Origin of the sequence: Rhizobium terrae (genome assembly GCF_003425685.1) — a bacterium.
GTDB classification, from domain to species: Bacteria; Pseudomonadota; Alphaproteobacteria; order Rhizobiales; family Rhizobiaceae; genus Neorhizobium; species Neorhizobium terrae.
In genome coordinates this window covers 299,056-325,122 of the sequence record NZ_QJKM01000009.1, presented here as the reverse complement: position 1 = coordinate 325,122, position 26,067 = coordinate 299,056, and the positions used below count along the sequence as shown (strand labels likewise).

Annotated in this window: 27 protein-coding genes and 1 tRNA gene; 11 read left to right on the top strand and 17 right to left on the bottom strand. The window is 61.3% G+C overall.

All coding sequences use genetic code 11. The features are described 5' to 3' along the window. Positions 1 to 213 precede the first annotated feature (213 nt). On the top strand, positions 214 to 1,083 hold the full coding sequence (locus tag DMO26_RS19080; protein ID WP_117193740.1) for a tyrosine-type recombinase/integrase: 870 nt from the start codon (positions 214 to 216) through the stop codon (positions 1,081 to 1,083). An 8-nt stretch (positions 1,084 to 1,091) separates the two neighbouring features. Here DMO26_RS19080 and DMO26_RS19075 read toward each other — a convergent pair. After that, a tRNA-Ile gene (locus DMO26_RS19075) sits at positions 1,092 to 1,167 on the bottom strand. A 227-nt stretch (positions 1,168 to 1,394) separates the two neighbouring features. Here DMO26_RS19075 and DMO26_RS19070 point away from each other — a divergent pair. Then, entirely contained in the window at positions 1,395 to 2,141 is a 747-nt protein-coding gene (locus DMO26_RS19070; RefSeq protein ID WP_162894971.1) for an SIMPL domain-containing protein, read from the top strand. 150 nt (positions 2,142 to 2,291) lie between these two features. Here the strand turns inward: DMO26_RS19070 and DMO26_RS19065 are convergent, their stop codons facing one another. The 7 genes from DMO26_RS19065 to DMO26_RS19035 all read right to left on the bottom strand — a co-directional run bounded on the left by DMO26_RS19065 (position 2,292) and on the right by DMO26_RS19035 (position 8,575). Beyond that, positions 2,292 to 2,627: a hypothetical protein gene (locus tag DMO26_RS19065; protein WP_117193739.1), complete on the bottom strand. Its 336-nt coding sequence runs from the start codon at positions 2,625 to 2,627 to the stop codon at positions 2,292 to 2,294. Positions 2,628 to 2,765: 138 nt separating this feature from the next. Beyond that, entirely contained in the window at positions 2,766 to 3,188 is a 423-nt protein-coding gene (locus tag DMO26_RS19060) for a secondary thiamine-phosphate synthase enzyme YjbQ (RefSeq protein WP_117193738.1), read from the bottom strand. Positions 3,189 to 3,244: 56 nt separating this feature from the next. Beyond that, positions 3,245 to 3,595 carry a DUF1428 domain-containing protein gene (locus DMO26_RS19055; RefSeq protein ID WP_117193737.1) on the bottom strand — a complete coding sequence of 117 codons (351 nt, stop codon included), beginning with the start codon at positions 3,593 to 3,595 and terminating at the stop codon, positions 3,245 to 3,247. A gap of 276 nt (positions 3,596 to 3,871) precedes the next feature. After that, positions 3,872 to 4,270: a DUF427 domain-containing protein gene (locus tag DMO26_RS19050; protein WP_117193736.1), complete on the bottom strand. Its 399-nt coding sequence runs from the start codon at positions 4,268 to 4,270 to the stop codon at positions 3,872 to 3,874. 111 nt (positions 4,271 to 4,381) lie between these two features. Further along, a complete protein-coding gene (locus DMO26_RS19045; RefSeq protein WP_117193735.1) occupies positions 4,382 to 5,422 on the bottom strand; it encodes a zinc-dependent alcohol dehydrogenase family protein in 1,041 nt (346 codons plus the stop codon). Between the two features lie 68 nt (positions 5,423 to 5,490). Further along, the gene (gene recQ, locus DMO26_RS19040) at positions 5,491 to 7,350 is read right to left on the bottom strand and encodes a DNA helicase RecQ (RefSeq protein ID WP_117193734.1); all 1,860 of its coding nucleotides are present in this window, start codon (positions 7,348 to 7,350) and stop codon (positions 5,491 to 5,493) included. Positions 7,351 to 7,420: 70 nt separating this feature from the next. Continuing rightward, entirely contained in the window at positions 7,421 to 8,575 is a 1,155-nt protein-coding gene (locus tag DMO26_RS19035) for a DUF930 domain-containing protein (RefSeq protein WP_226951347.1), read from the bottom strand. A 101-nt stretch (positions 8,576 to 8,676) separates the two neighbouring features. On the opposite strand from DMO26_RS19035, the gene DMO26_RS19030 reads away from it, so the two are divergent. Next, the gene (locus DMO26_RS19030) at positions 8,677 to 9,249 is read left to right on the top strand and encodes a TetR/AcrR family transcriptional regulator (protein ID WP_117193733.1); all 573 of its coding nucleotides are present in this window, start codon (positions 8,677 to 8,679) and stop codon (positions 9,247 to 9,249) included. Beyond that, positions 9,246 to 9,590 carry a DMT family transporter gene (locus DMO26_RS19025; RefSeq protein WP_117193732.1) on the top strand — a complete coding sequence of 115 codons (345 nt, stop codon included), beginning with the start codon at positions 9,246 to 9,248 and terminating at the stop codon, positions 9,588 to 9,590. Before DMO26_RS19030 ends, DMO26_RS19025 begins: the two co-directional genes overlap by 4 nt. A 62-nt stretch (positions 9,591 to 9,652) precedes the next feature. Here the strand turns inward: DMO26_RS19025 and rpoD are convergent, their stop codons facing one another. The 3 genes from rpoD to dnaG all read right to left on the bottom strand — a co-directional run bounded on the left by rpoD (position 9,653) and on the right by dnaG (position 14,559). Beyond that, positions 9,653 to 11,716 carry an RNA polymerase sigma factor RpoD gene (gene rpoD / locus DMO26_RS19020; RefSeq protein WP_117193731.1) on the bottom strand — a complete coding sequence of 688 codons (2,064 nt, stop codon included), beginning with the start codon at positions 11,714 to 11,716 and terminating at the stop codon, positions 9,653 to 9,655. A 415-nt stretch (positions 11,717 to 12,131) separates the two neighbouring features. Further along, entirely contained in the window at positions 12,132 to 12,479 is a 348-nt protein-coding gene (locus DMO26_RS19015) for a GFA family protein (protein WP_117193730.1), read from the bottom strand. Between the two features lie 82 nt (positions 12,480 to 12,561). Further along, the gene (gene dnaG / locus DMO26_RS19010; RefSeq protein ID WP_117193729.1) at positions 12,562 to 14,559 is read right to left on the bottom strand and encodes a DNA primase; all 1,998 of its coding nucleotides are present in this window, start codon (positions 14,557 to 14,559) and stop codon (positions 12,562 to 12,564) included. 184 nt (positions 14,560 to 14,743) lie between these two features. Here dnaG and DMO26_RS19005 point away from each other — a divergent pair, with 184 nt between their 5' ends. Next, the gene (locus DMO26_RS19005; protein ID WP_117193728.1) at positions 14,744 to 15,121 is read left to right on the top strand and encodes a hypothetical protein; all 378 of its coding nucleotides are present in this window, start codon (positions 14,744 to 14,746) and stop codon (positions 15,119 to 15,121) included. A gap of 316 nt (positions 15,122 to 15,437) precedes the next feature. Here DMO26_RS19005 and DMO26_RS19000 read toward each other — a convergent pair whose 3' ends face one another. Continuing rightward, on the bottom strand, positions 15,438 to 15,890 hold the full coding sequence (locus DMO26_RS19000) for a GatB/YqeY domain-containing protein (RefSeq protein ID WP_117193727.1): 453 nt from the start codon (positions 15,888 to 15,890) through the stop codon (positions 15,438 to 15,440). Between the two features lie 322 nt (positions 15,891 to 16,212). Between DMO26_RS19000 and carA the strand changes: the two genes are divergently transcribed. Beyond that, entirely contained in the window at positions 16,213 to 17,430 is a 1,218-nt protein-coding gene (gene carA, locus DMO26_RS18995; RefSeq protein ID WP_117193726.1) for a glutamine-hydrolyzing carbamoyl-phosphate synthase small subunit, read from the top strand. Positions 17,431 to 17,529: 99 nt separating this feature from the next. Continuing rightward, a complete protein-coding gene (locus DMO26_RS18990) occupies positions 17,530 to 17,883 on the top strand; it encodes an antibiotic biosynthesis monooxygenase (protein WP_117193725.1) in 354 nt (117 codons plus the stop codon). A gap of 43 nt (positions 17,884 to 17,926) precedes the next feature. On the opposite strand, the gene DMO26_RS18985 is transcribed toward DMO26_RS18990, so the two are convergent. The 3 genes from DMO26_RS18985 to DMO26_RS18975 form a co-directional block, all read right to left on the bottom strand. Next, positions 17,927 to 19,309 (bottom strand): MATE family efflux transporter, encoded by a 1,383-nt coding sequence (locus DMO26_RS18985; protein WP_117193724.1) that lies wholly within the window; start codon positions 19,307 to 19,309, stop codon positions 17,927 to 17,929. Positions 19,310 to 19,540: 231 nt separating this feature from the next. Beyond that, positions 19,541 to 20,800: a TCR/Tet family MFS transporter gene (locus DMO26_RS18980; protein ID WP_117193723.1), complete on the bottom strand. Its 1,260-nt coding sequence runs from the start codon at positions 20,798 to 20,800 to the stop codon at positions 19,541 to 19,543. Positions 20,801 to 20,940: 140 nt separating this feature from the next. After that, on the bottom strand, positions 20,941 to 21,846 hold the full coding sequence (locus DMO26_RS18975; protein WP_117193722.1) for a LysR family transcriptional regulator: 906 nt from the start codon (positions 21,844 to 21,846) through the stop codon (positions 20,941 to 20,943). Positions 21,847 to 21,960: 114 nt separating this feature from the next. Here DMO26_RS18975 and DMO26_RS18970 point away from each other — a divergent pair, with 114 nt between their 5' ends. From DMO26_RS18970 to DMO26_RS18960, 3 genes are all read left to right on the top strand, one after another. Next, positions 21,961 to 22,956 (top strand): aldo/keto reductase, encoded by a 996-nt coding sequence (locus DMO26_RS18970; RefSeq protein ID WP_117193721.1) that lies wholly within the window; start codon positions 21,961 to 21,963, stop codon positions 22,954 to 22,956. 233 nt (positions 22,957 to 23,189) lie between these two features. Continuing rightward, a complete protein-coding gene (locus tag DMO26_RS18965; protein WP_117193720.1) occupies positions 23,190 to 23,561 on the top strand; it encodes a phospholipid-binding protein in 372 nt (123 codons plus the stop codon). Between the two features lie 75 nt (positions 23,562 to 23,636). Then, complete coding sequence (locus DMO26_RS18960; RefSeq protein WP_117193719.1) at positions 23,637 to 24,116, top strand: DUF2938 domain-containing protein; 480 nt, start codon at positions 23,637 to 23,639, stop codon at positions 24,114 to 24,116. 3 nt (positions 24,117 to 24,119) lie between these two features. Here the strand turns inward: DMO26_RS18960 and DMO26_RS18955 are convergent, their stop codons facing one another. Beyond that, complete coding sequence (locus DMO26_RS18955; protein WP_117193718.1) at positions 24,120 to 24,443, bottom strand: ArsR/SmtB family transcription factor; 324 nt, start codon at positions 24,441 to 24,443, stop codon at positions 24,120 to 24,122. A gap of 46 nt (positions 24,444 to 24,489) precedes the next feature. Between DMO26_RS18955 and DMO26_RS18950 the strand changes: the two genes are divergently transcribed. Further along, positions 24,490 to 24,972, top strand: a complete 483-nt coding sequence (locus DMO26_RS18950; RefSeq protein ID WP_117193717.1) for an SRPBCC family protein — start codon at positions 24,490 to 24,492, stop codon at positions 24,970 to 24,972. A gap of 134 nt (positions 24,973 to 25,106) precedes the next feature. Here DMO26_RS18950 and ypfJ read toward each other — a convergent pair whose 3' ends face one another. Continuing rightward, a complete protein-coding gene (gene ypfJ, locus DMO26_RS18945; protein WP_117193716.1) occupies positions 25,107 to 26,012 on the bottom strand; it encodes a KPN_02809 family neutral zinc metallopeptidase in 906 nt (301 codons plus the stop codon). Between the last annotated feature and the right edge of the window lie 55 nt (positions 26,013 to 26,067).

Here is a 26,067-nt window from a genome sequence, read left to right as displayed (position 1 = left end):
CCTTCTTGAACCCATCGGGAATATCCCGCCAGCCGAGGCGGAAGAACGATACTACGCCATGATGGACGTGCCAGCCATGGCCGCATAACTTAAACCAAACGGCCTCCGGTAAAGTCGGGGCGGTTCAATACGGCCGCCTTGCGTGGCCAGAAGTTAGAAAGCGAGCGCAAGTCTGAGATACCTCGGTCACTTCGTTGGCTTATCAAGCAGTACATGGAAAGCCCCGTCTGGGCAAAGCTAAGCGTCGCAACGCGCAAGCAGCGGGGATTGTTTTATAAGCAGGTCATAGACCTAAGTGGCAATGTCGATTGCCGCGTTGTCCAGACCAAGGATATCGTCAATGCGGTTGAACGTCGAAGTAAAACTCCAGCGCTCGCGAACAACTTTTTGAAAGCCCTCCGAGCCCTGTTCAAATGGGCAGTGGAGCACGGCCATGTTGAGGATAACCCGACATCAGGTGTTTCTAAACTGAAGAATGAAACCGAAGGCTTCAAGGTCTGGACACTTGATGAAATGCGGAAGTTTACAGATTTTTGGCCCATCGGATCGCGCGAGCGATTGGCGTTCGAATTGCTCATAGCTTCTGGTCTAAGGCGCTCCGACATCGTCCGGGTGGGCAAACAGCACATGACTGGGGAAACGCTCCGCATCAGCACGGCCAAAACCAATACCCCCGTCACCGTTGACTTCTCGGATCGAGTGCTCCGCCTTATCGAAATTTCAGAAACCGGCGACCTTGCGCTGATCGTTGGTAAAAATGGATTGCCAATGACCAAAGAGAGTTTTGGAAACTGGTTCCGAGACGCGTGCCGGGAGGCAAAGGTTTACAAAAGCGCCCATGGTCTTCGCAAATACAGCGCAACAATGGCCGCTAATGCCGGTGCGACCGCACATCAACTAATGGCAATGTTTGGCTGGACAACGATTGAACAGGCGGAGCTATACACCAAAAAGGCCGACCGTGAACGCCTGGGCAAATTCTCGTCGCGCATGGTTGCAGAACATTTCGAGACCGAAATCGCCCCGCACCTGAATTCCGGTGCGGGAGATTTTCTTAAAAAATCAATAAAAACAAAAGGATAGGAATTGAGTGGTGGGCCCGGAGGGACTCGAACCCCCAACCAAGCGGTTATGAGCCGCCGGCTCTAACCATTGAGCTACAGGCCCGCCGATAAGGCGGGATCAGGCGCAATGGTTCGCCCGACCCGGAGGCTCGCTCTAGCGCAATTCGCAAAAAGCCACAAGCCGTGCCGTAATAGCTTCACAATCAAACGGCACGTAACGTCCACGCGATCCGTTCAAACCACTTCCGGTTTCAATGGATCGTGCGGAAGCAAACACCGGGCAGGCCCGTGGATCAGTTTCACCGGCGGCCGGACAATCGGGAGAACCTTATGCGCCTTGCGCCTTCAACCTCGCGCTTCATGCTTGCGGCCCTTGCCGTTGGCTCGATCGCGGCCACATCCGTCAGTGCTGAGGCGCAGGATTTTCGCCCGCGCGAGCCGGTGATCAATGTCTCGGGAGATGGCGAGGCTTCGGTCGCGCCCGACATGGCGGTCCTGACGCTTGCGGTCGTGCGCAACGGCCAGACCGCCGAGGCCGCCCTTGCGGCCAACAGCGCGGCCATGAAAGAGGTGCTTGCGGCGCTCAAGACGGACGGCATCGCCGATCGCGACATCCAGACCAGCAATTTCTCGATCTATCCGCAATACCGCCATTCCGAACCGAAGAACGGCGTGATCGACCCGCCGAAGGTCGTCGGCTACGAAGTCTCCAATACGCTGACGCTCAAGGTACGTGATCTCGGCAAGCTCGGCGGTCTGATCGACCGCTCGGTCAAGCTCGGGGTCAACCAGGGCGGCCAGATCGCCTTCACCAACAACAATCCGGACAAGGCGATGAGCGAAGCCCGCAAGGCGGCCGTCGCCGAAGCGCTCGAAAAGGCGAACACGTTGACGGCAGCCGCCGGCGTCAAACTTGGACGCATTGTCGAAATCAGCGAGAACGCGGTCAGGCCCATGCCGCAGCCGATGATGCGCATGGCGATGGCCAAGGACATGGCCGCCGAAGCGGTCCCCGTAGCCTCGGGCGAGAACACCTATACGGTGACAGTCAACGTCACCTTCGCCCTTGAACAATAACCTGTCGGTCAACACCGAAATGCGCCCTCGGCAGGCGCATTTCCAGATCCCGAAAAACCTGTAACCCAAAAACTGATACCCCCGCAGGTCGATCGACCTGCGGGGGTATCTTCCTTCGTCAACGGGCGATGGAGACGAAGAATTCTCCGCTCAACGACGGATCAGCGGGCAGCCTCGGACATTGGCGAACACGACACGATCCGGGCCTCGGCGGCCGAAACCGACGACGGTGACGGTGCGGCGCGAAACATCGACCACACGCGTGCGGCGAAGGCCCATGCGGTCGGCTTTCTGCTCGGCAAGCCACGGCGCGCAGCCGACCGGCGGACGGTGGTCCGGACGCCAGTGGCGGTCGCGGTCGCGATCACGGTACTGGACGGTGATCGCCAGATCCGGGCCGGCGGCAGCCGCAGTCGGGACGATGGCGGAAAGGCCGGTCAGCGCGACAAGAGCGGCGATACCGGCTTTGACGATCATGCGGGTCATGGATGTTTCTCCGAAATCCGGGCCGGTGACACAGGCCCCCAGTTGCTCCTCTCGCCTTCCCAAGCGATTGAGGCGACCCTAGCCGGACGCATCTGAACAAGGTCCTAATCCGCTGTTCAGACAGCGTTCATCTCGCGATTACACGGAAAGGTGCAATACGATCTGGCGCTCATGCGGCTGGTCCCGGTGCTCGAAGAGATAGATACCCTGCCAGGTCCCCAGCATCAGCCGGTTTCGGCTGACGGGGATGCCGAGCGAAACGGCGGTCAGCGCTGCCTTGATATGCGCGGGCATGTCGTCCGGCCCTTCGGTCGTATGGGTCACCCAGCCCATGTCCGGGTCGCTCGTCGGCGGCACGAGACGGGAGAAAAAGGTTTTGAGATCGCGCCGCACATCCGTATCGGCATTCTCCTGGATGATCAGCGAGCAGGAGGTGTGGCGCACGAAAACGGTGAGCAATCCCTCGCCGGCTTTCTGGCCGCCCACGAAATCCTGGGCGGCCTCGGTGAATTCGTAGAGTCCCTGGCCGCGGGTTGGGATCGAGATCAGGGTTTGGGGCATCGACTATCCTTTCGCAAAGTGCCGGCGCGGAGGCGGCACTTCCATCATCGTATCGACTATAATGCCAGAAAGCTTTGAAAGCCTCCGAAGATCATCCGCTTGCCGTCGAAAACCTCGCGCCATTCTTCGGTGAACCGGGGATCTTTCATGACCTTGGCATTGATCTCGTCGCGGCGTTCGCGGCTCTCGTAGGTGATCCACGAAAAAATGACGGTCTCGTCCTCCTTGGCCTGTACCGCCCGCGGAAACGACGTGAGTTCGCCGTAAGGCACGTCGTCGCCGATGCATTCCACATAGGAAAGCGCGCCGTATCCCATCCATACTTCGCCGCCGATGCGGGCCAGCTCCTTGTAGCGTTCCAAGTTGGCGGTCGGCACGGCAAGAATGAATCCGTCGACATAAGGCATGATCTGTCCTCCTTGATTGTTGCGACATGCCAAGGACGTGGGAACGGGCTGGCAACCGACAAGGGCGCGATTTTTTCTTCAGCCTTCCAGGGGCTTCACTTCCACGATCTGCGATATTGGTGAAGAGCGAAAAGACGATCGTCGCAAGTCCGAAAACGGCGCAGGCGATCATCATGCGCCTGCCGACATTTTGCCCGAGCGGCCGGCGTACCGGCAGGATCGCCATCCGCATGACCGGGGAAGGGCATTCAGGCCATATTGGCGCTCACGAGGTCGTCAGAACTGACCCGCCTCGGGGGCCGCAAGCTCTTCGATCGAATCCACCCGGTCCGGATAGAACGCGACATGTTCCCGGATGCCGGCCACCGCCTCGTACGGGTTCTCATAAGACCAGACGGCATTCTTCGAGCGCTCGCCGCCGGCGGCGATGCTGAAATAGGACGCCTCGCCCTTGTAGGGGCAGTAGCTCTGGTGATCGGTGCGCTGCAGCAGCGACATGTCGACATCCTTGCGCGGGATATAATGGACCGGCGGATAGGATGCTTCCTGCAGCCTCAGGGAATTGAGACTGTCGGCGATCACCTTGCCGGCGACCTTCACCACCACCCGCGCCGGATTGTGCTCGACGATGATCGGATGGTCGGAACCTGGAATTTTCTGCACTCTCGCATTCATAGCTCGTCCTTTCGGGTTTCGCGGCATGAGCGGATGTAGGGCGCCACCCGCCCTGCCCCAAGCGGCCGAAGCGGAATGCTCCGGTCGCAGGGCTCGAACAATCGGCAAGGTTCAGAAACGGGTGATCACGCTGATGCCGGGCATCTCCGCCCTGTCCATCGCCATCAGCGCCGGCACCGCATCTTCCAGGCCGATCCGCTTGGAAATCATCTGCTGCGGCTTCATCTTGCCCGTCCTCAGCATGGCCAGCATCGCGTCGTAACGCCAGGCCTGCATGCCGTGGCTGCCATAGATTTCCAGCTCGTGGCCGATCACCTGCGCCATCGGGATCGATGGCGTCGCATGCTCGCCGAGCATCAGCCCGACCTGCACATGCCGACCGCGGCGGCGCAGATTCTTGATCGAGTTGAAGCAGGTGACCGGATGACCGAGTGCATCAATCGAGACATGCGCGCCGCCCCTGGTGATTTCCCGCACCGCCTCCACAACGTCCGGCACGGAATTCGCATTGATCGTCGCAACCGCGCCGCATTGCCGGGCAAGCGCCAGCTTGTCCTCGGCCAGATCGATGCCGATCGCATTCGCCCCGAGCGCCGTCGCGATCATGATCGCCGAGAGGCCTACCCCGCCGCAGCCATGCACGGCGACCCAGTCGCCCGGCCCGGTGCGTGCCTGATCGGCAACGGCGCGGAAGGATGTCGCAAACCGGCACCCGAGGCTTGCGGCAGTCGCATCGTCGATCTCGTCCGGCAAGTACACAAGGTTCGTATCGGCATAGTCGATCGCCACATACTCCGCGAACGAACCCCAATGGGTGAAGCCCGGTTGGAACTGGTTGGGGCAGACCTGCTGGTTGCCGGAATGGCATTCGGAGCAATGACCGCAGCCCGAGACGAACGGTACCGTCACCCGGTCACCGGTCTTGAAGCGCGTGACGCCCTTGCCCGTCGCGACGACCTTCCCGGCGAGTTCATGGCCTGGCACATGCGGCAGCTTGATATCGGGGTCGTGGCCCATCCAGCCATGCCAGTCGCTGCGGCAAAGCCCGGTCGCACCGATCTTGACCACCACGCCGCCGAAAGCCGGCTCCGGATCGGGAACGTTGCGGATTTCCGGCGCCTTCTCAAAGGCATCGTAGAACATGGCTTTCATGGCAGTCCCTTTCTTGAAGTGGGCGCAGCATATTCGCCGCCGCCGGCCGATCAACTAGGTGTTCGCCCCTATCGTTGACGCGCGCGAATGACTTTCAGGAAAGCATCGCCGTAGCGTTCGAGCTTTGATTGTCCAACACCCGAAATACCAAGCAGAGCGTCGCGGCTCGTGGGGCGCTCGGTCGCAAATGCAACCAGCGTCGTGTCCGGAAAAACGACATAAGGCGGCACCGAAAGCTCCTTGGCGATCGCCGTGCGGGCGGCACGGAGCGCCTCGAAAAGCTCCATCTCCGCGCCTTGCAGCTGAGATTTGGCGTTCGTCGAACTTGGCGACGCGCTCTTTGCCGCCTTGCCTGTTGTCGGCCGGTCCGTGCGGAAACGCACTTCCCGTTCGCGCCTGAATACGGCGCGCGACTCCGGCTCGAGCTTCAGTGCTCCGAATGCGTCGTGGTCGACGCTGATGAGACCGGCGGCCAGAAGCTGGCGATAGACCGACTGCCAAGTCTTCGACGGAATATCCTTGCCGGCGCCGAACACCGGCATATCGATATGACCGAAGCGGGTGGTCTTTTCGTTCACATTTCCGAGCAGCACGTCGATCAGATGCCCGGTGCCGAAACGCTCGCCGGTCCTGTAGACCGCCGCCAGCGCCTTGATCGCCGCTTCCGTACCGTCCCAGGTCTCGACCGGCTTGAGGCAGGTGTCGCAATTGCCGCATCGCCCCTGATGCGCTTCGCCGAAATGCACAAGGATCGCCTGCCGGCGGCAACCGGGCGTCTCGCAGATGGCAAGCAATGCGTTGAGCTTGGCCCGCTCGACGCGTTTGATGTCGTCTCCCGACGTGCCCTCGTCGATCATCCGTCGGCGCTGGATGACATCCGCCATTCCATAGGCCATCCAGACATCCGATGGCAGCCCGTCGCGCCCGGCGCGTCCGGTCTCCTGATAATAGGCCTCGACGGAGCCCGGCAGATCGAGATGCGCCACGTAGCGTACATTCGGTTTGTCGATCCCCATGCCGAAGGCGACGGTCGCGACCAAGCAGAGTTCTTCCTCCTTCAAAAACGCATCCTGGTTGGCGTCACGGATGCTGCGGTCCATGCCGGCATGATAGGCGAGCGCGCGCACTCCCTGCCCGTTCAGCCATTCGGCGGTATCCTCCACCTTGGCGCGCGACAGGCAATAAACGATGCCGCTCGAACCCTTGTGGCGCGACAGGAAGCGCAGGAGCTGCTGGCGCGGCTGGTCCCGTTCGACGATCTCATAGGAAATGTTTGGACGGTCGAAGGATGTGGTAAAAACCTCCGCCGACTGCAGCGCCAGCTTGTCGATAATGTCTTCGCGGGTGTGCGGATCGGCCGTCGCCGTCAGCGCGATGCGTGGCACGCCCGGATATTGCTCGGCGAGCTGGCCGAGTTCGCGATATTCCGGTCGGAAATCATGTCCCCACTGGGAGACGCAATGCGCCTCGTCGATCGCGAAAAGCGCGATTCTGGCGTTGCCGATCAGCTCCCGGAAGCCGGGCGTGACGACGCGCTCTGGGGTCACGTAAAGGAGATCGAGGGCGCCGCGATCGATCGCCCGGCGAACCTCGATGAACTCTTCGCGCGACAGCGAGGAGTTGAGAGCGGCAGCCCGCACGCCGAGCTGCTTCAGCGCCTCCACCTGATCGCGCATCAGCGCGATCAACGGCGAGATGACGACGCCGACACCTTCCCGGCACAGCGCCGGAATCTGAAAGCACAGCGATTTTCCCGCCCCCGTCGGAAACAGCACGACCGCATCCCCACCCGATACGACCCGGGACACCACCGCCGCCTGCTTGCCCCGGAAGGCGGAATAACCGTAGATCCGCTTGAGAACGGCAAGCGGGTCCTTCGCGCCTTCATTCTCGAACAGGGCATCGATGCTATCTTGGGTCCGCTGCATGGAATCGCTCTCCTAGGGTCTTTAACTATCGCATAGGATGAGCGACGACGGCGAGTGTCATGTGGCTCGGTCAGAATGCCGGGAAGCCGCGCTTCTGCCACTGGTCGCGCGGTATAGGCGCGCCGATATGGTAGGCGAAGGAAAGGATTTTTGTGACGCCTTCGTTGACTTCGCAGCGAAATGCCACGTCATACCACTGGCCACTCGCCCGAAAAGCGGCCTGCTTGATATCGAGAACCATGCCATTCGCCAGCCGCGGCCGCGGGACAAATTCTACGTTGTAGGAAGCACTCCTCAGCTGCGCCCGCAATTCGGTGGAGCACAGTTCACCGCCGCGAAAATCCCTTGGCATGCCCGCCATGGCAATGGTCGCCGTCAGGTCATTCGTCAGATGCTGCGAAAACAGCGTCTTTGCTTCGGTCAGCTCACTGGTCTTTTCGATTGTCGGCGTCTTTACTGGCTCAGCCTTCGGCGATGCCGGCGGGGGGCTGACCATTTCCAGCTTCATGGCATCCGGCAAAATTTCTCGGGGAGAGCCGTTCTGCTGAGGATTGGCTGCGCCTAATCTCACTTCCGGCAACCGGATATCTTCGGGAACAGGATTGCCCGGTGGCGTCTCGGCGACAGCCGGTTCTTCCATCGAAGGTTGCACCGTCTCGACGTTCTCAGCCTCCGGCTTCACATCCTCCGGCTGGGTTGCGGCCTCCCGCGCCGAATTTCCCTCCGTCGTGATCCTTGGCCCGCCATCCTTCTCGCCGAACTCGAAGACATCGCGCAACGTCTGAACCGGCTGCGGCTTCTTCGCCCGTTCGTTTGCGGGCGGCTCTTCGGGCTTTGCCTCCTCCTGAGGCGGTGACGGCTCCTGCTTGGCCTCTTCCTGTTTCGGCGGCTCTGGTGGTTCCGGCGGCGGTTCTTCCTTCTTCGCTTCCTCGGCCTTCGGCTCTTCCGACGGTTTTTCCTCCTCCACTTTCTTTTCCGGTTCTTCCGGCGGCGGAACGATCTCCACGTTCACGCTCTCCTCCTTGGGAGGCTCGGAGAAATCGAGCGGCAGATGGAAGAACAGCACGAAGGCGAATACCGCATGCAGCAGGATAGAGGCCGGAATGCCCCATCCCATCCCGCCGCCCTTGCCCGTGCTCGGCCTGCTCTCGTTTTCGTCTTCCATGCTGCCGATGTAAGACGGAAACTCGGCCGGATCGAGTCCCGTCGGATCAAAACCGTACAAATTCCCGTCCGTTGATGTAACCCACCTCGCTCCCTTCCGTGCGGTGAACATATGCGCACGCTTGCCTTGCAAAGAAACCTACCATCCGGTATGTTTAGATCATGTCAGAAGCTCACAGACGTGAAAAACAACCGGAACAGGTGCGGCGATCCCTCTTGGATCATGCGGCGCGCTGCGCTGTGGAAGGCGGGCTTTCCAGCCTGACGCTGCAGGCGGTCGCCGATGCGGCTTCCGTTACCAAAGGCGGGTTGCTGCACCACTTCCCCAGCAAGCAGGCGCTTATCGAGGCTGTCTTCGCCGATCTGCTGGAAAGGCTCGACATGGAGATCGATCGCCTGCTGGACGAGGACCACACGCAACAGGGCCGCTTCACGCGCGCCTATGTCGACGCCTTTTTCCAGGTGACCCGCGACGGCGCCAAAAGCCCCTGGGCTGCCCTCTCCATCTCCTGCATGACCGATCAGGGCCTGCGCGCACTCTGGTCCGACTGGATGAACGAGCGGCTGGAGCGGCATGCGGCGACCGACAGTCATCCGGCCTTCAAGCTGGCGCGGTATGCCGCCGACGGCATCTGGCTCGCAAACCTCATGGAAACGAACGGCATTCCGGCAGAAGAACTCGCCGGTCTCCGCGACCATCTGAAACACATGACACAAGAAGAGGGACCCAAATGAACCCCGCATTCCTTACCTATGGCTCGCTCGGCGCCGCGATCATCCTTGAGGTGATCGGCACCACCTTCCTGCAGCAGAGCCAGCAATTCACCCGGGCGCTTCCGACCACGCTGATGGTGTTGTGCTACGGCCTTGCCTTCTATCTCCTGTCGATCGCACTCCGCACCATGCCCGTCGGCATCGCCTACGCCATATGGAGCGGCCTTGGCATCGTGCTGATCTCGGCCGTCGGCCTTGTCCTGTTTCGCCAGACGCTTGATACTGCCGCCATTATCGGCCTCGGCCTGATCATTTCCGGCGTGGTCGTAGTGAACGTGTTTTCCGGCAGCGTCTCGCATTGACAGCAAAAAACCCGGCCTGCCTTCGCAAACCGGGCTCCTGATGTTGGTTCGATAACGTCCGCTCAGCTGTCCAGGAAGCTGCGCAGCTTGCGGCTGCGGCTCGGATGCTTCAGCTTACGCAACGCCTTCGCTTCGATCTGACGGATACGTTCGCGCGTAACCGAGAACTGCTGACCGACCTCTTCCAGAGTATGGTCGGTGTTCATGCCGATGCCAAAGCGCATGCGCAGCACACGTTCCTCGCGCGGCGTCAGCGATGCGAGAACGCGGGTCGTCGTCTCGCGCAGGTTCGCCTGGATGGCGGCATCGATCGGCAGAAGCGCGTTCTTGTCCTCGATGAAATCGCCGAGATGCGAATCCTCTTCGTCACCGACCGGTGTTTCGAGCGAGATCGGCTCCTTGGCAATCTTCAGGACCTTGCGGACCTTTTCGAGCGGCATGGCGAGCTTCTCGGCCAGTTCTTCCGGTGTGGGCTCGCGGCCGATCTCGTGCAGCATCTGGCGTGATGTACGGACGATCTTGTTGATCGTCTCGATCATGTGCACCGGAATGCGGATCGTGCGGGCCTGGTCGGCGATCGAACGGGTGATCGCCTGCCGGATCCACCAGGTGGCGTAGGTCGAGAACTTGTAGCCGCGACGGTATTCGAACTTGTCGACCGCCTTCATCAGGCCGATATTGCCTTCCTGAATGAGGTCGAGGAACTGCAGACCACGGTTCGTGTATTTCTTGGCGATGGAGATGACGAGGCGGAGGTTCGCTTCGACCATTTCCTTCTTGGCGATACGCGCTTCGCGCTCGCCCTTCTGCACCATGGAGACGATCCGGCGGAATTCGGCGATCGAGATGCCGGTTTCTGTTGCCAGATTCTGGATCTCCTGGCGGATGTCGCGGATCGTCGTGTTTTCGGCGCGCGCGAATTCCTTCCAGCCGCGAGCGGCCAGGTTGGCGATCGACTTCATCCAGTTCGGGTCGAGTTCCGCACCCTGATACTGTTCCAGGAAGCTGTCGCGCTTGACGCCGTAGGATTCGGCAAGGCGCAGCAGGCGGCCTTCGTTCTGCATCAGGCGCTTGGAAATGTCGTAGAGCTGCTCGACCAGCGAATCGACGCGATTCTGGTTGAGCGACAGCGACTTGACCGCCGTGATCAGCTCGTCCTTGAGCTCCTTGTAGCGACGCTCCTGGGCGGACGACAGCGTACCGGTCGCTGCGAGGCGCTGCTCGACCTGCTGGTCCTGCAGCTTGCGCAGCTTCTTGTAGGTGTCGGCGATCAGGTCGAGGGTTTCCATGACCTGCGGACGCAGTTCGGCTTCCATGGCGGCAAGCGAAAGGCTCGACTCGTCGTCGTCCTCTTCCTCTTCCTCCATGGCGATGCCTTCGCCGCCGACGGCGGTGATGTCGTCGTCATTGGCTGCGGAGAAGCGCGCCTTGCGGGTCTTTTCCTTCTCTTCGGCCGCCTTGCGGTCGGCCTCGATCTTCTCCGGGCTCTGGAACTGCGGCGCAGCCTTGGCCTCGGGACCGGAATAGGTCGTTTCGAGATCGATGATCTCGCGCAGAAGCGTCGTGCCTTCGTTGAGTTCGTCGCGCCAGATGATCAGCGCCTGGAAGGTCAGCGGGCTCTCACAGAGACCGGCGATCATCGTTTCGCGGCCAGCTTCGATGCGCTTTGCGATGGCGATTTCGCCCTCGCGCGACAGAAGCTCGACAGACCCCATTTCGCGCAAATACATGCGCACCGGGTCGTCGGTACGGTCGGTCGGCTCTTTCTTCTTGGCGGTCGCGAGCGCAGTGCCAGACGTGGTGGCGATCTCGCCGCCTTCGCTGTCGCCGTCGTCGCTGTCAGCGTCGCCGTCGTCATCGCCGCCGGCAGCTTCCTCGGCTTCCTCGTCCTCGATGACGTTGATGCCCATGTCGGAGAGCATCGCCATCGTGTCCTCGATCTGCTCGGAGGTGACCTCTTCCGACGGCAGGACCGAGTTCAATTCGTCCATGGTGACGTAGCCGCGTTTTTTGGCGGCCTTGATCATCTTTTTGACCGCGTCGTCAGAAAGGTCGAGAAGCGGACCGTCGTGCGAGCCTTCGCGTTCGTTCTCTGCTTCTTCGTTTTCTTTGACTTTTGTTGCCATGTATTTCGTCGCTTTCCCTGAACGCCACTTTCGCCGCGCTTCGTGGCCACCGGCTAAAGACGGCCGCTGCCGCCTTCGCCGCGAATCATTGCCCAACACGTAACGGAATGACCTTTAATTCCCGATTACCATTTGGCGGCTGCTTTTGACGCAAGACCGTCCCGTCACAGGATCACCGGTCATGTTCGGTGCTATTGACCCACTCCGCCTATTCTGCCTTGAAATGGTGATTCCCACAAATTAACGTTCCGTCAAGCTTTTCCAGAGGTCATGCCCAGGAAAAGTCGAAAAATCTGCCTGAGGCAGCTCTAATAGGGGTACGCTCACCAATTTTTACCGATATGTAGGCGATACGCCCGGAAAGACAAGGCTTTCGCACCGACATAAAGCCGGGGCCACCTCTCCCGCCGATTTCCTACCGTGAAGCCCCATCGTACTGGGTTACCGTTAACAACGCCAGGTCGATTTCCGGCACGCATCGCACGTTGATCGCAGCCATCTCGGCCCCGTTCGGCATCGTGGCTTCGCTGAAGGGCGCGACACCGCATTTGGCGCAGAAATGGTGATCGATCACGTGCTTGTTGAAGTGATAGGTCGCCAGGTTTTCGCGCGGCGTCGTCAGCTTCAGATTGCTGCGCGGCACGAAAGCCAGAAGCACGCCCTTGCGCCGGCAGAAGGAACAGTTGCATTCCATCGCCTTGTCGAATTCGCCTTCCGCCTCGAAGGCGATATCGCCGCAATGACAGCTTCCCGAAACCCGCATCGAGCCCCACTCCTCCGACTCACCTGTGGTAGAATAGTATTGCTGCGCTGTTCGGCAAGGGTCGGGCTGCAGCGCGAAGGCATTAACCGTGGCTGACGGCGGCCCCTTTCACCCGGCCGGAAAGCACGCCGAAACCGTCGATGATCGCCTCCTGGTTTTCCATGCGCAGGATTTCGAGCTGCACCTCCGATAGCGCCCTGAGCAGCGGCTCGATCTCGCCGGCATCGCCTGCCTCGGTTGCCTCGGCGATCGCCCGTTCCAGTTCGATCTTCTGGATGCGCAGCGCCTTGGTGCGCTTGTGCAGCGACAACGCCTGGCGATACCCTTCGCGGGCGTCTTCCAGTGCGGCGATCTCCGTGGCGGTCCACAGCCGCGCATTGCGCACCTGCTGGTCGAGCGATTTCAGGATCGCGTCGAAACCTTCGCCGGTGAGACGTTGCATCAGGTATTCGCGCGAAAGGTTCGCGCCGGCCGTCGCGGCGGCCGGCAGCATGGCCGACCAGAAGCGCTGCAGATCGCGGTTTTCGAAATCGATCGCGGCGATCTCGTCGTATTCCTCAAGCAGCAGCTGGGGATGGTTGACGATGGTGAGCGCCAGCACGCTTTCCCGAAGCGCCGGCAGATCCCGATAACCGCGCACGAGGCCGGACCGCGTCAGCCGGTCGGAAACGCCCGCGGCGCGTCCGGCAGCCCGTGGCCCCTGCGGAATGCCGCCCTGCCCCGGCCGGCCTCCACTGCGCTGAAAACTCTGGCGCCGGTCGCCGCCGCCACGCGAGGATGGTGAAAAGAAGCTGTTCAACCGGTCGCGGATTTCCTGCTGATAGTGCCGTCGCACGCTCTCGTCGGCGATCACGGCGATGATCTGCTTCAGCCGCGCTTCCAGCTCGGCGCGTTTTTCCGGCGTGTCGAAGGTTCCCGACGCCGCCTCGCGCTGCCAGATCATGTCGACGAGCGGCCGGGCTTCGCCGAGCACCTTGTCGAAGGGGGCACGGCCTTCGTGCTTGACGAGATCGTCCGGGTCCTTGCCGTCGGGAAGCAGCGCGAACCGCACCGACCGGCCGGGTTTGAGGAACGGCAGCGCGAGGTCGGCGGCGCGGCTTGCGGCGCGTAGGCCCGCACCATCCCCGTCGAAACACAGCATCGGAACAGCCGATATCTTCCAGAGGAGATCGAGCTGGTTTTCCGTCAGCGCTGTGCCGAGCGGCGCCACGGCGTTCTCGACGCCCGCCTGATGCAACGCGATCACATCCATGTAGCCTTCGACGGCAATGATGTTGCCGCCTTCGCTTTTCCCCGGTCCGCCTTGCGATGCGCGCCGGGCGCGGGCGAAATTGTAGAGGACCTGTCCCTTGTGGAAGAGTTCGGTGTCGGGCGAGTTCATGTATTTGGCAAGCGCATCCGGCGCCATGGCCCGGCCACCGAAGGCAATCACCTTTTCCCGCGACGACAGAATCGGAAACATGATGCGGTCGCGGAAATAGTCGTAGGAGACGGCGATCCCCTCGCCGTGCCGCACCAGGCCGCAAGCCTCGATCTGTTCCTTCGGCACCCCCTTGCCGGCCAGATACTCCTTCAGCGCATTGCGGCTTTCCGGCGCATAGCCGAGACGAAAGGTCTCGATCGTCCGGCCCGTCAGCCCACGGTCGCGCAGATAGGCACGTGCCTTGGCGCCGCCTGCGCTCTGCAACTGGTCCTGGAAGAAACGCGTTGCCAGTTCCATGACATCGAGGAGCGTCGTGCGCTCCTTCTCGCGCTTCTCGGCCTGCGCGTCCATCTGCGGCATGGCGATGCCGGCCATGTCGGCGACCGTCTGCACCGCCTCGGGAAAGCTCTGCCCTTCGAGATCGGTCAGGAAGCGGAAATGATCGCCGGAAACGCCGCAGCCGAAGCAATGGTAGCGGCCCTTGCGATCCTCGCAATGGAAGCTCGGGCTCTTTTCACCATGGAACGGGCAGCAGGCCCAATAGTCGCCGCGCGAGACGTTGGTCTTCTTCCGGTCCCACGTCACCCGGCGGCCGACGACGGCCGATATCGGCACACGGTCGCGAATCTCGTCGAGGAAACTGTTGGAAAAGCGCATCTCACCCTCTCGGCAAGCTTCCATATAAGCGCAGCATCGCAGGAAAACCACCGGCCGGCAAAGTCTTGCCCGCAATTCACAGGCTGCGGCCGCATGCTCGGCGACCGTCCACCACCGCTTGAAATTCCCGCCTGCCCGCATAGTCTCATCAGCGCATTCGATTTTTTAAAGGCAGATATTTTCCATGACGAAACGGGATTTCATCTATCTCGCGCTGCTCATATCGCTTGCCATCGGTTCGATCATCGACGTGTTCACCTGGAGCGGGGAGGATGCCGGATACACGCTCAACGACATCACTCAACTCGTTGCCACGGTCGTCCTCTGCGTCTGGTGGGAAATCGAGGACGCAAAGTTGCGCGACGGCAAGGCGGTCACGCTCACGAGAACCATGACGATTTTCTTCGCGCCTTTGGGATTGCTGATCTATTTCTTCCAGTCGCGAAAGCCGCTCGCCGCGCTGGTCTGGTTTGCCGGCTTTATCGGCGGGGCGGTGCTCGCCATCTTTCTCGGGGCGTATCTGGGCGAATGGATCATCGCCATCTATCCGTCTCAACCCTGACCGGCCGTCACTGCGCCGGGACCAGGCGATTTTGCGGCGGCTGACGTCTGCAAAAAATTATCTTTTTGTAATTTGCAGAGCGGTTTTACGAACCATAACGTCTACGAACATCCGCAGACGCCCGGTTTTCCGGAAAACCTGAGCCCCACCGGCGGATGCAGGGCTTTCCCTGGCTCTTCGAATGGAGCCGCTCGTGTTTCGCGGCCTTCCACTTTCCTGCCGACCGCGCTTCCGCAGTCGGTCGGCGGGAGGAGAGCAAAAAGGCGGGAAACCGGTCCTGGTTTCCCGCCTCTTGTGTGTTTCGGCTCTGTGAAATTTACTTCAGCAGGTCCTTGACCGTCGCAGAAGCTTTGGCGAAATCCATCTGGCCTGGATATTTTTCCTTCAGCACCGCCATGACCTTGCCCATGTCGCGTAATCCTTGCGCGCCGGACTCGGCGATTGCCGCGCGGATGAGTTCCTGGACCTTCTCGTCGGAAAGCTGCTCGGGCATGAAACCCTTGATGACGACGATTTCCTCGCGTTCCTGGGTGGCGAGTTCCATCCGTCCGGCGTCTTCGTAGATCTTCGCCGATTCCTCGCGCTGCTTCACCATCTTCTGCAGGATCTGCAGGATATCGTCATCGCTCACGGGATCCTTGCCGGCACCGCGATTGGCAATATCGCGGTCCTTGATCGCGGTCTGGATCAACCGAACGGTCGAAAGCCGGCGATTGTCCTTGGCCTTCATGGATTCCTTCAGCGCTTCGGAAAGCTTGTCGCGCATCATCTTGTTTTTCTCCTTGGGAAAAGCCCGCGCAAACGGCAGGAATTGTGGCTTTTCCTTGTCATTCACGCCGCAGTCATAGACGAGGGGTGGGCTGCGATCAAATCAAATCCCCAGCTCCCGAATCCCATGAATTATAATCCCCATGGATTCTTGAGCTTGCGAGATTGACCGCCTCGCCTGCTTTGTCTATTTTCCGGCACCTGCACGAGATTTAGATTTCTGGGCTTGCGCCGGTATGTCCTGCGCGCCCGTTTCTGCGACCATAGATGGCCCTCGCAACCTGTCCCTTCAAGGGACGGGAAGGCAAGGCAGAAGGATAGACATGACCGCGACCGCTCCAGCCACCTCCCCTTGGACTACGAAAAAGCCAACCGCAGTGCTCGTTCTCGCCGACGGCACGGTAATCGAAGGAACCGGTATCGGCGCAACCGGCAAGGTCGCGGCGGAAGTCGTCTTCAACACCGCACTCACCGGTTATCAGGAAATCCTGACCGACCCATCCTATCTCGGCCAAATCGTCACCTTCACCTTCCCCCATATCGGCAATATCGGCACCAATGACGAAGACGTCGAAGATCTGACGCCCGCCGCCCGGCGCGGCGCAGTCGGCACGATCTTCAAGGCCGACATTACCGAACCGTCCAACTACCGCGCCGCCAAGCATCTGGATGCCTGGCTGAAGGCACGCGGCGTCATCGGTCTCTCCGGCATCGACACCCGCGCATTGACCGCCTGGATCCGCATGAATGGCGCGCCGAATGCCGTCATCGCCCACGATCCGAATGGCGTCTTCGACATCGAGGCCCTGAAGGCGGAAGCGAAAGCCTGGAGCGGCCTCGAAGGCCTCGACCTCGCCAAGGAAGCGACCTCCGGCCAATCCTCGCAGTGGAGCCAGAAACCCTGGGTCTGGAACGAAGGGTACGATGATCTGAAGCCGGAAGATGCCAGGTACCACATCGTCTGCGTCGACTACGGCGTGAAGCGCAACATCCTGCGCCTCTTCTCCGGCCTCGACTGCAAGGTCACCGTCGTACCGGCGAGCACTTCGTCGGAAGACATCATGGCCCTGAAGCCGGACGGCATCTTCCTGTCGAACGGCCCGGGAGACCCGGCCGCCACCGGCGAATATGCCGTGCCGGTCATTCGGGACATCATCAGGACCGACATCCCGACCTTCGGCATCTGCCTCGGCCATCAGATGCTCGGCCTGGCCCTCGGCGCCAGGACCGAAAAGATGCACCAGGGCCATCACGGCGCCAACCACCCGGTCAAGGACCATACGACGGGCAAGGTGGAGATCGTCTCGATGAACCACGGTTTCGCGATCGACTCGAAGTCGCTGCCGCAAGGCGTTGAAGAGACTCACATCTCGCTCTTCGACGGCACGAACTGCGGCCTGCGCGTCGCCGGCAAGCCGGTCTTTTCCGTGCAGCACCACCCGGAAGCCTCGCCGGGCCCACAGGATAGCCACTATCTCTTCCGCCGCTTCATCAATCTGGTGCGCGAGAAGAAGGGCGAACCGACGCTCGCTGAACGCTGATCTTGCAAGAGCGTAAATTTCCGCCCTCACCCTCTTGACCTCAACTAAAGTTGAGGTCCGATAAAGACCCCTGTTCTGGCTCGAACAGGGGTTTTTCATATGAGCGAAATGCAGAAGGTACGTGTCGTCCGCGTCAACAGGTTCTCGGTTCCGGCGGATGCGCGCCGCGAATTCATGCAGTTGATCGAGCGGACCCATGAGGTGATCCGTATGCAGCCGGGTGTCATCGACGATATGATTCTGGAGCAGCAGGCCGGCGCCGGCGCGATCAACCTGATGACCGTCATCCGGTTCGAAGGCGAACACGTGCTTCAGCCGATCATCGCCGCGGTGGCTCGATCGGACGAGGCCGCCGGCATCGATAGACAGACGCTGACCCGTCGCCTCGGCGTCGAAGCGAGCGTCGGCTTCTTCACGCCGGTCGAACTGCAAGCCGAGCTTCTGCCGGCCTGATCATCACATCCGTATCCCGGCAACCGGCCCGCCGGGGGCTTGATCACGTCCGGCGGCCGACGAGCAGCCAGAACCGGCCGCACAAAAGTGCGGCCGCCGCGGCAAGACCGGTAACGAAACCGAACCAGACGCCCGGCCCGTGGAAACCCAGCGGAAACGCGAAGATCCAGGCACAGGCGAAACCGATCGGCCAGTAGGCGATCAGCGCCAGGATCATCGGCACCTTGGTATCCTTCAATCCGCGCAGCAGGCCCGCGCCGACCGCCTGCAGCCCATCGACGAGCTGGAAAGCACCGGCGATCATGATCAGGGGCACGGCAAGCGTAAGCACGGTCTCCGCCTCGCCCTGACGGACGTCCAGGAACAGCCCGCCTAGCGCCCGCGGAACCGCGGCATAGAGTATGCTGCCGACCGCCGTGAAGAAGACGCTGATCACCAGCACCGCGACCGCTGCCCGCTTGACGCCGAGAAGATCGTCACGACCGTTCGCAAGACCGACCCGCACGGTCGCCACCTGCGCCAGGCCGAGCGGGATCATGAAGGCGATGGAAGCGAGCTGCAGCGCGATCCCGTGGGCGGCGAGCTGCAGTTTGCCGATCATTCCCATCAATAGCGAGGCAGCGGAAAACAGGCTCGTTTCAGCCAGGATGGTGAAACTGATCGGCAGGCCGAGCAGAAAAATCTCGCGCAGCATGCTCCAGTCCGGACGCCAGAAGCGCACGAAGACCTCGTAGGCGCGCATCTTCGGCTGGCTTTCCACATAGGCGAGCGCGATCAGGAAACCGGTCACGTTTGCGACAACGGAAGCGATCGCCGCGCCGTGAAGCCCGAGCGCCGGTGCGCCGAAATGCCCGAAGATCAACACATAGGCGACGATCGCGTTCATGATGAACATGCCGATCGTCACGTAGAGCACAATGCCGCCATTCTCGAGCCCGGTGACGAAGCTTCGAAGCGCCATCAGCCCGAGCGCGGGGAAGACCCCCCATTGTGCGATATGCAGGTAGCTTGCCGCATTCGCCGCGACATCCGGCGCCTGGCCGAGCCTCAGCAGGATCGGCTCGGCGAGCCACAGAAGCGGCGCGGTCGCCACCCCGTAGGCAAGCACGATCCAGAGCCCCATGCGCACCGAACGGCGGACGCCGACGGCATCGCTGCGGCCGAGCGCCTGCGCCACGAGCGGCACGACGGCACTGGTGAAGCCGGTGCCGAAGATGAACACGAGGAAGAACATCTGCGTCGCGAGCACGACGGACGCAAGCTCGGTCGTACCGAGCCAGCCGACGAGGATCACGTCGGTCGTATGGATCGCCATCTGCGCCAGCTGCGCACCGACGAGCGGCACGCCGAGCGCAAAGGTCGCACGCATATGCGACGACCAGGAATTGTCCGTCGTCCCCTCGAAGGCGATGACTTGGCTCGACATGGCAGACCTCCCATACCGCACCGGCTCGAAAACCGGGATCGATTTTCGAAAGGCACGGCGTGTAGACTCAATAGGTCAGAGCGCGCTTCGAGCGACCGGACGGGCGCGCGACGCTCTGGACGAAAAAAGCCGCTACCAGGAACTGGCAAGCGGCGGATGATGCTGCTTTAAAGTAGCATCATCCGTGCGGCAAGGCTTACCCGCGATCCAGCAGAATTTTTGGACCTCGCTTCAAGAAACTTGATGCGAGAGTCCCTTCTCGAGCGGCACAGCCTGCGTCTTCCGCGAAATCCGCGCCAGAAACACGATGATTGCCAATGCCATGAAGATCGCCGCCATCATGTAGGGCGCACCAGCGAACTCGATTTTCGCATGTTCGCCGGTAAAGGCACTGAAAAGCTGCGTGAAGATCGCCGGGCCAACGATCGTGGTGAGGCTGGTCAGGCTCGTCACGGCGCCCTGCAGTTCGCCCTGCGCCGATGGCGGCACTTTTGCAGAAGCGATGCTTCGCAGTGCCGGATCGGCGATGTTCTCGATCGTGGTGATGAGGATGACCGCATAAACCACCCATCCTTCCCAGGCAAAAGCGTAGCCGGTGAGGCCCAGGCACGAGAAACAAAGCCCCACCACCGCCGTCTTCCATTCGCCGAGCAGCGGCACGAGCTTCGGCAGGATGACACCCATCACGAAGGCGGCGCAGATGCCGAACAGGCCGAGCGACAGGCCGATCTGCCCCTCGCTCCAGTTATAGCGATAGGCCGACACGAAGGACCAGACGGACGGGTAGACGGCATGCGCCAGCCAGTAGAGGAACATCACCAACATGACCCAGCCGATGCCCGGATAATGCCGCATCTGACGCAGCGCGCCGAGCGGGTTCGCGCGCTTCAACTGGAATCTGCGGCGGTTCGCCTTGTCGAGGGTCTCCGGCAGCAGGAACCAGGCGGCGATGAAATTGGCAAGCGACAGCAGGCCTGCGCCGAGGAACGGCACGCGCGGGCCGAGTTCGCCGAGCAGGCCGCCGATCACGGGACCGACCGTGAATCCGACACCGAAGGCGATCCCGATCAGGCCAAAATTCTTGGCACGGTTCTCGTCATTGCTGATGTCGGCGATATAGGCGGAGCAAGTGGCGAAGCTGCCGCCGGAAATGCCTGCAAGCACCCGGCCGACGAACAGCATCCAGAAACTGGTCGCCGCAGCGCAGATCAGATTGTCCAGCGCGAAGGTGAAGACCGAAGCCAGCAGGATCGGCCGGCGACCGAACCGGTCGCTCAAGTTTCCGAGCAGCGGCGCGAACAGGAACTGCATGGCCGAATAAATCAGCAGCAGCCAGCCGCCGTCGACGGCGGCCGCGCTCATGTCGTCGCCGGTCAGTTCGCGCAGGAAAGTCGGCAGCACCGGCATGATGATCGCGATCCCGATGATATCGAGGAAAAGGATCATGAAGACGAGGAAAAGGCCGCGGCGAACGAATTTCGGGTCGAGCATCGGATGTCTCTCTAGCTTGGTGTGTTTTCTGGAAAGACGATCTGATCGCCGGGTTTGCTACATAGCTGCAAAAGAAAAAGGAAACAATCCGTGAACATTTCAAAATTTTTGATGAAACGCATGTCGACGCCTGATGAGGATCACCCGGCGCGGCGCTGATCGGCCTTGATGAAATCAACGAAGGCGCGAAGCGGCGCCGGCATGTGCCGACGGCCGTGGTAATAGAGGAACGGGCCGGAAAAACTCTGCGTCCAATCCTGAAGCACCGGCACCAGTTCGCCGCTCTTCAGCGCCGGCGCCAGGAATTCCTCGAAACCGAAGATCACTCCAAGCCCCTGGATCGCGACGCTCACCTCCAGTTCGGTCGTCCCGGCGATCAGACAGGCCGGCGGACTGATGGTAAACTGGCGGCCTTCTTCCTCGAACGCCCAGGACACGATATGTCCGTTCGCAAAACGATGCAGGATACAGCGATGATGCAGGAGGTCGCGGGGATGAAGCGGCGCCCCATGTTCCGCAACATAGGACGGCGCGGCGGCTCCGACGAACCGCTGGACGCGCGGGCCGATCGGCACCGCGATCATGTCCTGATGCAGCGCTTCCTCGTATCGCACGCCGGCATCGAAGCCTTCCGCTAGGACGTCGACGAAGGAATCTTCGGTCGCCACCTCCAGCGTGATCCCCGGATATTGCCTGAGGAAACGTCCGGCGATCTCCGGCAGGACATTGCGCGCCACGATGCTCGGCACGTTGAGCCTCAACCGCCCGACCGGCGTGTCGCGAAAGCTGTTGATGCCGTCGATGGCCGACTCGATCTCGGCAAGGCCTGGCGCCAGCCGCTCAAGAAGCCGTTCTCCCGCATCGGTCAGGGTCACCGTCCGAGTGGTGCGATTGAGCAGCCTCACCCCGAGCCGCGCTTCCAGCCGCCGCATTGCTTCGCTGAGCGATGAGGCCGATACGCCGCGCAACTTTCCCGCCGCCCGGAAGCTTCTCAGCCGGGCAACGGTTGCAAAAGCGTCGAGATCGGCAAGGGGCAGTTCACTCATTGTCCAGAATTCCAAACAGCCTGTCCAAGACTATGCGGATTATCGCACAAAGCGGAGAGGCTTAGATAGAGGCCGCACCAGACAATTCGATTTCAGGATCTCAGGAGAAGCTTCATGGAAATGCGTCAACTCGGAAAGACCGGCCCGCAGGCTTCGGTCATCGGCCTCGGCTGCATGGGCATGTCGGGCATGTACGGCCCTTCGGACCGCACCGAAAGCATCGCGACGATCCATGCCGCGCTCGATACCGGCATCAACCTGCTCGATACCGGCGATTTCTACGGCATGGGCCATAATGAAATGCTGATCGCCGAGGCCATCCAGGACATCCCGCGCGACAAATACCTGCTGAGCGTCAAGTTCGGAGCGCTGCGGGATCCCGCCGGCGGCTGGAGCGGCTTCGACGGCCGGCCGGCCGCGGTCAAGAACTTCCTCGCCTATACGCTGATCCGCCTCGGCGTCGATTATATCGACATCTATCGCCCGGCCCGCCTCGACCCCGACGTGCCGGTTGAGGAGACCGTCGGCGCGATCGCCGATCTCGTGAAGGCGGGTTATATCCGCCATGTCGGCCTTTCGGAAGTCGGCAGCGAGACGATACGCCGTGCCGCCGAGGTGACGCCGATCTGCGACCTGCAGATCGAATATTCGCTGATCTCGCGCGGCATCGAAGACGACATCCTGCCGACCTGCCGTGAACTCGGCATCGACATCACCGCCTATGGCGTCCTCTCCCGCGGCCTGATCAGCGGCCATTGGAAGAAGGAGAATGCCTCCATCCAGGGAGATTACCGCGGTTACAGCCCGCGCTTCCAGGACGGCAATGTCGATCACAATCTCGCGCTGGTCGAGGAACTGCGCAAGATCGCCGAAACCAAGGGGGTCTCGGTCGCCCAGATCGCCATCGCCTGGGTCGCAGTTCAGGGGAAGGATATCGTGCCGCTCATCGGCGCCCGCCGCCGCGACCGCCTGACGGAAGCGCTCGGCGCGCTCGACGTCACACTTTCCGCAGACGATCTTTCGGCGATCGAAAGTGCGGTCCCGAGAGGCGCTGCCGCCGGCGGGCGTTATCCGGAGGCAATGCTCGCCCATCTGGATAGCGAGAAGTGAGGACGGCTTGATGTAGCCGATAAGACGATCCGTTTCGTCTCGAACGGCGGACGTCCGGACCCCGGCGAAGGCCGGGGTGGCTCCATCCCTCCGGTCAAAACTCCGACGGCGCCGGGCATCAACGAAGGTCGATAAAAACACCCGCCTCGCAGGTCCGATACCGCATGATCTCCGTTGACAGCTTCATATGAAAGCCTAGGCTGTCTTTCCGTCATGGCTGAGGGGAAGATATCATGCGCGGGCTGATGGCGATCGCATTCCTACTGGCATCCGGTACCGCCGCAATGGCGGATATGAAGGTCTCTTTCGACTGGGGACCGACGAAAAAATGCTTCGATTCCAAATCGCCGCCGATTTCGTTGTCGGGCGTGCCGGCCGGCACCAAGGTGCTCGACGTCCGCATGAAGGATATGGACGTGCCCGATTATAACCATGGCGGCGGCAAGGTGGATTATTCCGGGCAGAAATCGCTCGCCTACGGCGCCTTCAGCTATACCGGCCCCTGCCCGCCATCCGGCAAGCACAAATACCGGTTCACCGTGAAGGCGCTGGATGCGGGCGGCAAGACGCTTGCGACGGCCAGCGCCGACAAGATGTTCCCCTGATCGCGTCGAACATCTCGACAAACGCCGCTGCACGGTTTTTAAGGAAGAACCTTCTCACCTTGCGGCGGCTTTCCCATGATCGAACTTCTCTGGCGCGGCATCCTGATCGGCGTCGGCGCCACCGTCCTGATGGATATCTGGGCGATCGTGCTCAACAAGGTGTTCGGCCAGCCAAAGGCGAATTGGGCGCCGGCCGGTCGCTGGTTCCGGCATATTGCGCGCGGAAAAGTCTTTCACGAGAGCATCGCGGCCGCCGAACCGTATGAACACGAACTCGCGCTCGGCTGGGCGGGACACTATGGCGTCGGCCTCGCCTACGGCGTCATCTTCGGCCTGATCATGGGCACCGGATGGTTCATAGCTCCGACCTTCGTGCCGGCCTGGATCTTCGGGATCGTCACCATCGCCGCCGGCTGGTTCCTGATGCAACCCGGCCTCGGCCTCGGCTGGGCCGCCTCGAAGACACCGAGACCGAACAAGGTTCGTCTGTTGAACTTCGCCGCCCACACGGTGTTCGCACTCGGGCTTTACGGCACCGCGCTGCTGATCCGCTAACCATTACCCTTCCAGATCCCGCTTCATCCGGTCGAGCAGGTCGACCGCGCGCGCCGCATAGGCGCCGATCCAGCGATCATGGATCGCCTTGATCGGCAGCGGGTTCAGATGATTCCAGCGTTCCCGCCCCTCGCGCTTCACCAACACCAGGTCCGCTCCTTCCAGAACTTTCAGATGCTGCATCACCGTGCAGCGATCGAGGTCTGGAAAACGCGCGCAGAGATCGCCGGTCGTTTTCGGATCATCCTTCAGCACATCCAGAATCTGCCGGCGAATCGGCGCCGCCAAGGCTTTGAAAATCCTGTCGCTTTGTTTGTCGCTTGACATGTTATATTTTTATAACATCATGAGGGTACAAACAAGGGAGAAGACCATGGAACTGAAATTCAAGGTATCGAGCCGGATTTCCAAACCGGTCGAGGACGTTTTCGAGGCTGTCGCCGATCCAAAGAAACTGTCCGGCTATTTCACCACCGGCGGCGCCAGTGCCAGGCTGGAAACCGGCACCACCGTCACCTGGGATTTCGCTGATTTTCCCGGCGCATTCCCGGTGGAGGTCGTCGAGGTGGAGAAGAACAGGAGGATCGTCCTGAAATGGGAAGCAAACGAAGGTAATCCCGCCGAACAGGGACCGGAAAACCTGGTACCCGCCAATTATAAGACGACGGTGACCATGACCTTCGAACCGCTGGAAGGCGACCGCACTTTGGTGACGATAGCCGAGGAAGGTTGGCGCGAAACGAAGGGCGGGCTCGAAGCCTCCTACGGCAATTGCCAAGGCTGGTCGCAGATGCTCTGCGCCATGAAGGCCTATGTGGAATACGGCATCAACCTGCGTGAGGGAATGTACAAGTAGGCGGCCGGGTTTGTAGCACGGTCATCTCTCCCTTTGCGGGAGAGATGACGATTTCAACATTTTAGCCAGAGGCTAAGTGTTGGAAGACACGCGTGAGGGGATCGCACCACTCCTCAAGTTGAGGGAAGTTACCCTCACACATTCCCCGAGAACGTGTCGCACGCCTTCATGTCCCCGGTGTCGAAGCCGCGCTTGAACCAGCGCATGCGTTGCGCCGAGGTGCCGTGATTGAAACTTTCCGGCACGACGTAGCCCTGGCTGCGCTTCTGCAGCGTGTCGTCGCCGATCTGCTGGGCGGCGTTCAGCGCTTCCTCGAGGTCGCCACGCTCCAGAATGCCCTTCTGGTCCGTGAACTTGCCCCATACGCCCGCGTAACAATCCGCCTGCAGCTCGACGCGGATCGACATGCGGTTCGCATCGGTTTCGCTCATGCGCTGACGCGCCTGGTTGAAGCGCGGCAGCACGCCGGTCAGGTTCTGCACATGGTGGCCGACTTCGTGGGCGATGACATAGGCCTGGGCGAAGTCGCCCGCCGCGTCGAACCGCTGTTCGAGCTCGTGGAAGAAATCGGTATCGAGATAAAGCTTATGGTCGCCAGGGCAATAGAAAGGGCCTGTTGCCGAAGAGGCGAAGCCGCAGGCGGAATTCACCTGGCCGGAAAAGAGCACCAGCGTCGGCTCCTGGTAGCGCTGGCCGTTCGCCTGGAAGATGCCGTGCCATGTGTCTTCGGTCTCGGCCAGCACCGTGCGCACGAAAGCAGTCGTCTCGTCGCTGGCGGGCGCCCGGTTGGTCGATTGCTGATAGCCGGAACTGCCGCCGAGATCGACGTCGCCGCCGGAAAGCAGCGTCAGCGGATTGATGCCGGTGATCCAGCAGATGATCAGGATGACGATGATTCCGCCGATGCTCAGGCCCCCGCCACCTCGGCGGCCACCCCCGCCGATAGGAATACGGAACCCGCCCCGGCCCATCGGGCTCCCCATGGAGGCGCCGCGCTGGTCCTCGACATTGTCGGATTGACGACGACCTTTCCATTCCATCTGAGCTACTCCTCCTCGGCGGCGACGCGCCTATGGCGATATAATGCGGCCGGCC

Bases quoted from the DNA above. Each gene is read 5' to 3' on its own strand.
- DMO26_RS18965 (WP_117193720.1), top strand. From the start codon at position 23,190: ATGCGCGGGCTGATGGCGATCGCATTCCTACTGGCATCCGGTACCGCC.
- DMO26_RS19070 (WP_162894971.1), top strand. From the start codon at position 1,395: ATGCGCCTTGCGCCTTCAACCTCGCGCTTCATGCTTGCGGCCCTTGCC.
- DMO26_RS19000 (WP_117193727.1), bottom strand. From the start codon at position 15,890: ATGATGCGCGACAAGCTTTCCGAAGCGCTGAAGGAATCCATGAAGGCC.
- DMO26_RS18970 (WP_117193721.1), top strand. From the start codon at position 21,961: ATGGAAATGCGTCAACTCGGAAAGACCGGCCCGCAGGCTTCGGTCATC.
- DMO26_RS19005 (WP_117193728.1), top strand. From the start codon at position 14,744: ATGACGAAACGGGATTTCATCTATCTCGCGCTGCTCATATCGCTTGCC.
- DMO26_RS19060 (WP_117193738.1), bottom strand. From the start codon at position 3,188: ATGCCCCAAACCCTGATCTCGATCCCAACCCGCGGCCAGGGACTCTAC.
- DMO26_RS19045 (WP_117193735.1), bottom strand. From the start codon at position 5,422: ATGAAAGCCATGTTCTACGATGCCTTTGAGAAGGCGCCGGAAATCCGC.
- DMO26_RS18975 (WP_117193722.1), bottom strand. From the start codon at position 21,846: ATGAGTGAACTGCCCCTTGCCGATCTCGACGCTTTTGCAACCGTTGCC.
- DMO26_RS19030 (WP_117193733.1), top strand. From the start codon at position 8,677: ATGTCAGAAGCTCACAGACGTGAAAAACAACCGGAACAGGTGCGGCGA.
- DMO26_RS19055 (WP_117193737.1), bottom strand. From the start codon at position 3,595: ATGCCTTATGTCGACGGATTCATTCTTGCCGTGCCGACCGCCAACTTG.
- DMO26_RS18990 (WP_117193725.1), top strand. From the start codon at position 17,530: ATGAGCGAAATGCAGAAGGTACGTGTCGTCCGCGTCAACAGGTTCTCG.
- carA (WP_117193726.1), top strand. From the start codon at position 16,213: ATGACCGCGACCGCTCCAGCCACCTCCCCTTGGACTACGAAAAAGCCA.
- DMO26_RS19065 (WP_117193739.1), bottom strand. From the start codon at position 2,627: ATGACCCGCATGATCGTCAAAGCCGGTATCGCCGCTCTTGTCGCGCTG.
- DMO26_RS18955 (WP_117193718.1), bottom strand. From the start codon at position 24,443: ATGTCAAGCGACAAACAAAGCGACAGGATTTTCAAAGCCTTGGCGGCG.
- dnaG (WP_117193729.1), bottom strand. From the start codon at position 14,559: ATGCGCTTTTCCAACAGTTTCCTCGACGAGATTCGCGACCGTGTGCCG.
- rpoD (WP_117193731.1), bottom strand. From the start codon at position 11,716: ATGGCAACAAAAGTCAAAGAAAACGAAGAAGCAGAGAACGAACGCGAA.
- DMO26_RS18960 (WP_117193719.1), top strand. From the start codon at position 23,637: ATGATCGAACTTCTCTGGCGCGGCATCCTGATCGGCGTCGGCGCCACC.
- ypfJ (WP_117193716.1), bottom strand. From the start codon at position 26,012: ATGGAATGGAAAGGTCGTCGTCAATCCGACAATGTCGAGGACCAGCGC.
- recQ (WP_117193734.1), bottom strand. From the start codon at position 7,350: ATGCAGCGGACCCAAGATAGCATCGATGCCCTGTTCGAGAATGAAGGC.
- DMO26_RS18950 (WP_117193717.1), top strand. From the start codon at position 24,490: ATGGAACTGAAATTCAAGGTATCGAGCCGGATTTCCAAACCGGTCGAG.
- DMO26_RS18980 (WP_117193723.1), bottom strand. From the start codon at position 20,800: ATGCTCGACCCGAAATTCGTTCGCCGCGGCCTTTTCCTCGTCTTCATG.
- DMO26_RS19025 (WP_117193732.1), top strand. From the start codon at position 9,246: ATGAACCCCGCATTCCTTACCTATGGCTCGCTCGGCGCCGCGATCATC.
- DMO26_RS18985 (WP_117193724.1), bottom strand. From the start codon at position 19,309: ATGTCGAGCCAAGTCATCGCCTTCGAGGGGACGACGGACAATTCCTGG.
- DMO26_RS19015 (WP_117193730.1), bottom strand. From the start codon at position 12,479: ATGCGGGTTTCGGGAAGCTGTCATTGCGGCGATATCGCCTTCGAGGCG.
- DMO26_RS19050 (WP_117193736.1), bottom strand. From the start codon at position 4,270: ATGAATGCGAGAGTGCAGAAAATTCCAGGTTCCGACCATCCGATCATC.
- DMO26_RS19080 (WP_117193740.1), top strand. From the start codon at position 214: ATGGAAAGCCCCGTCTGGGCAAAGCTAAGCGTCGCAACGCGCAAGCAG.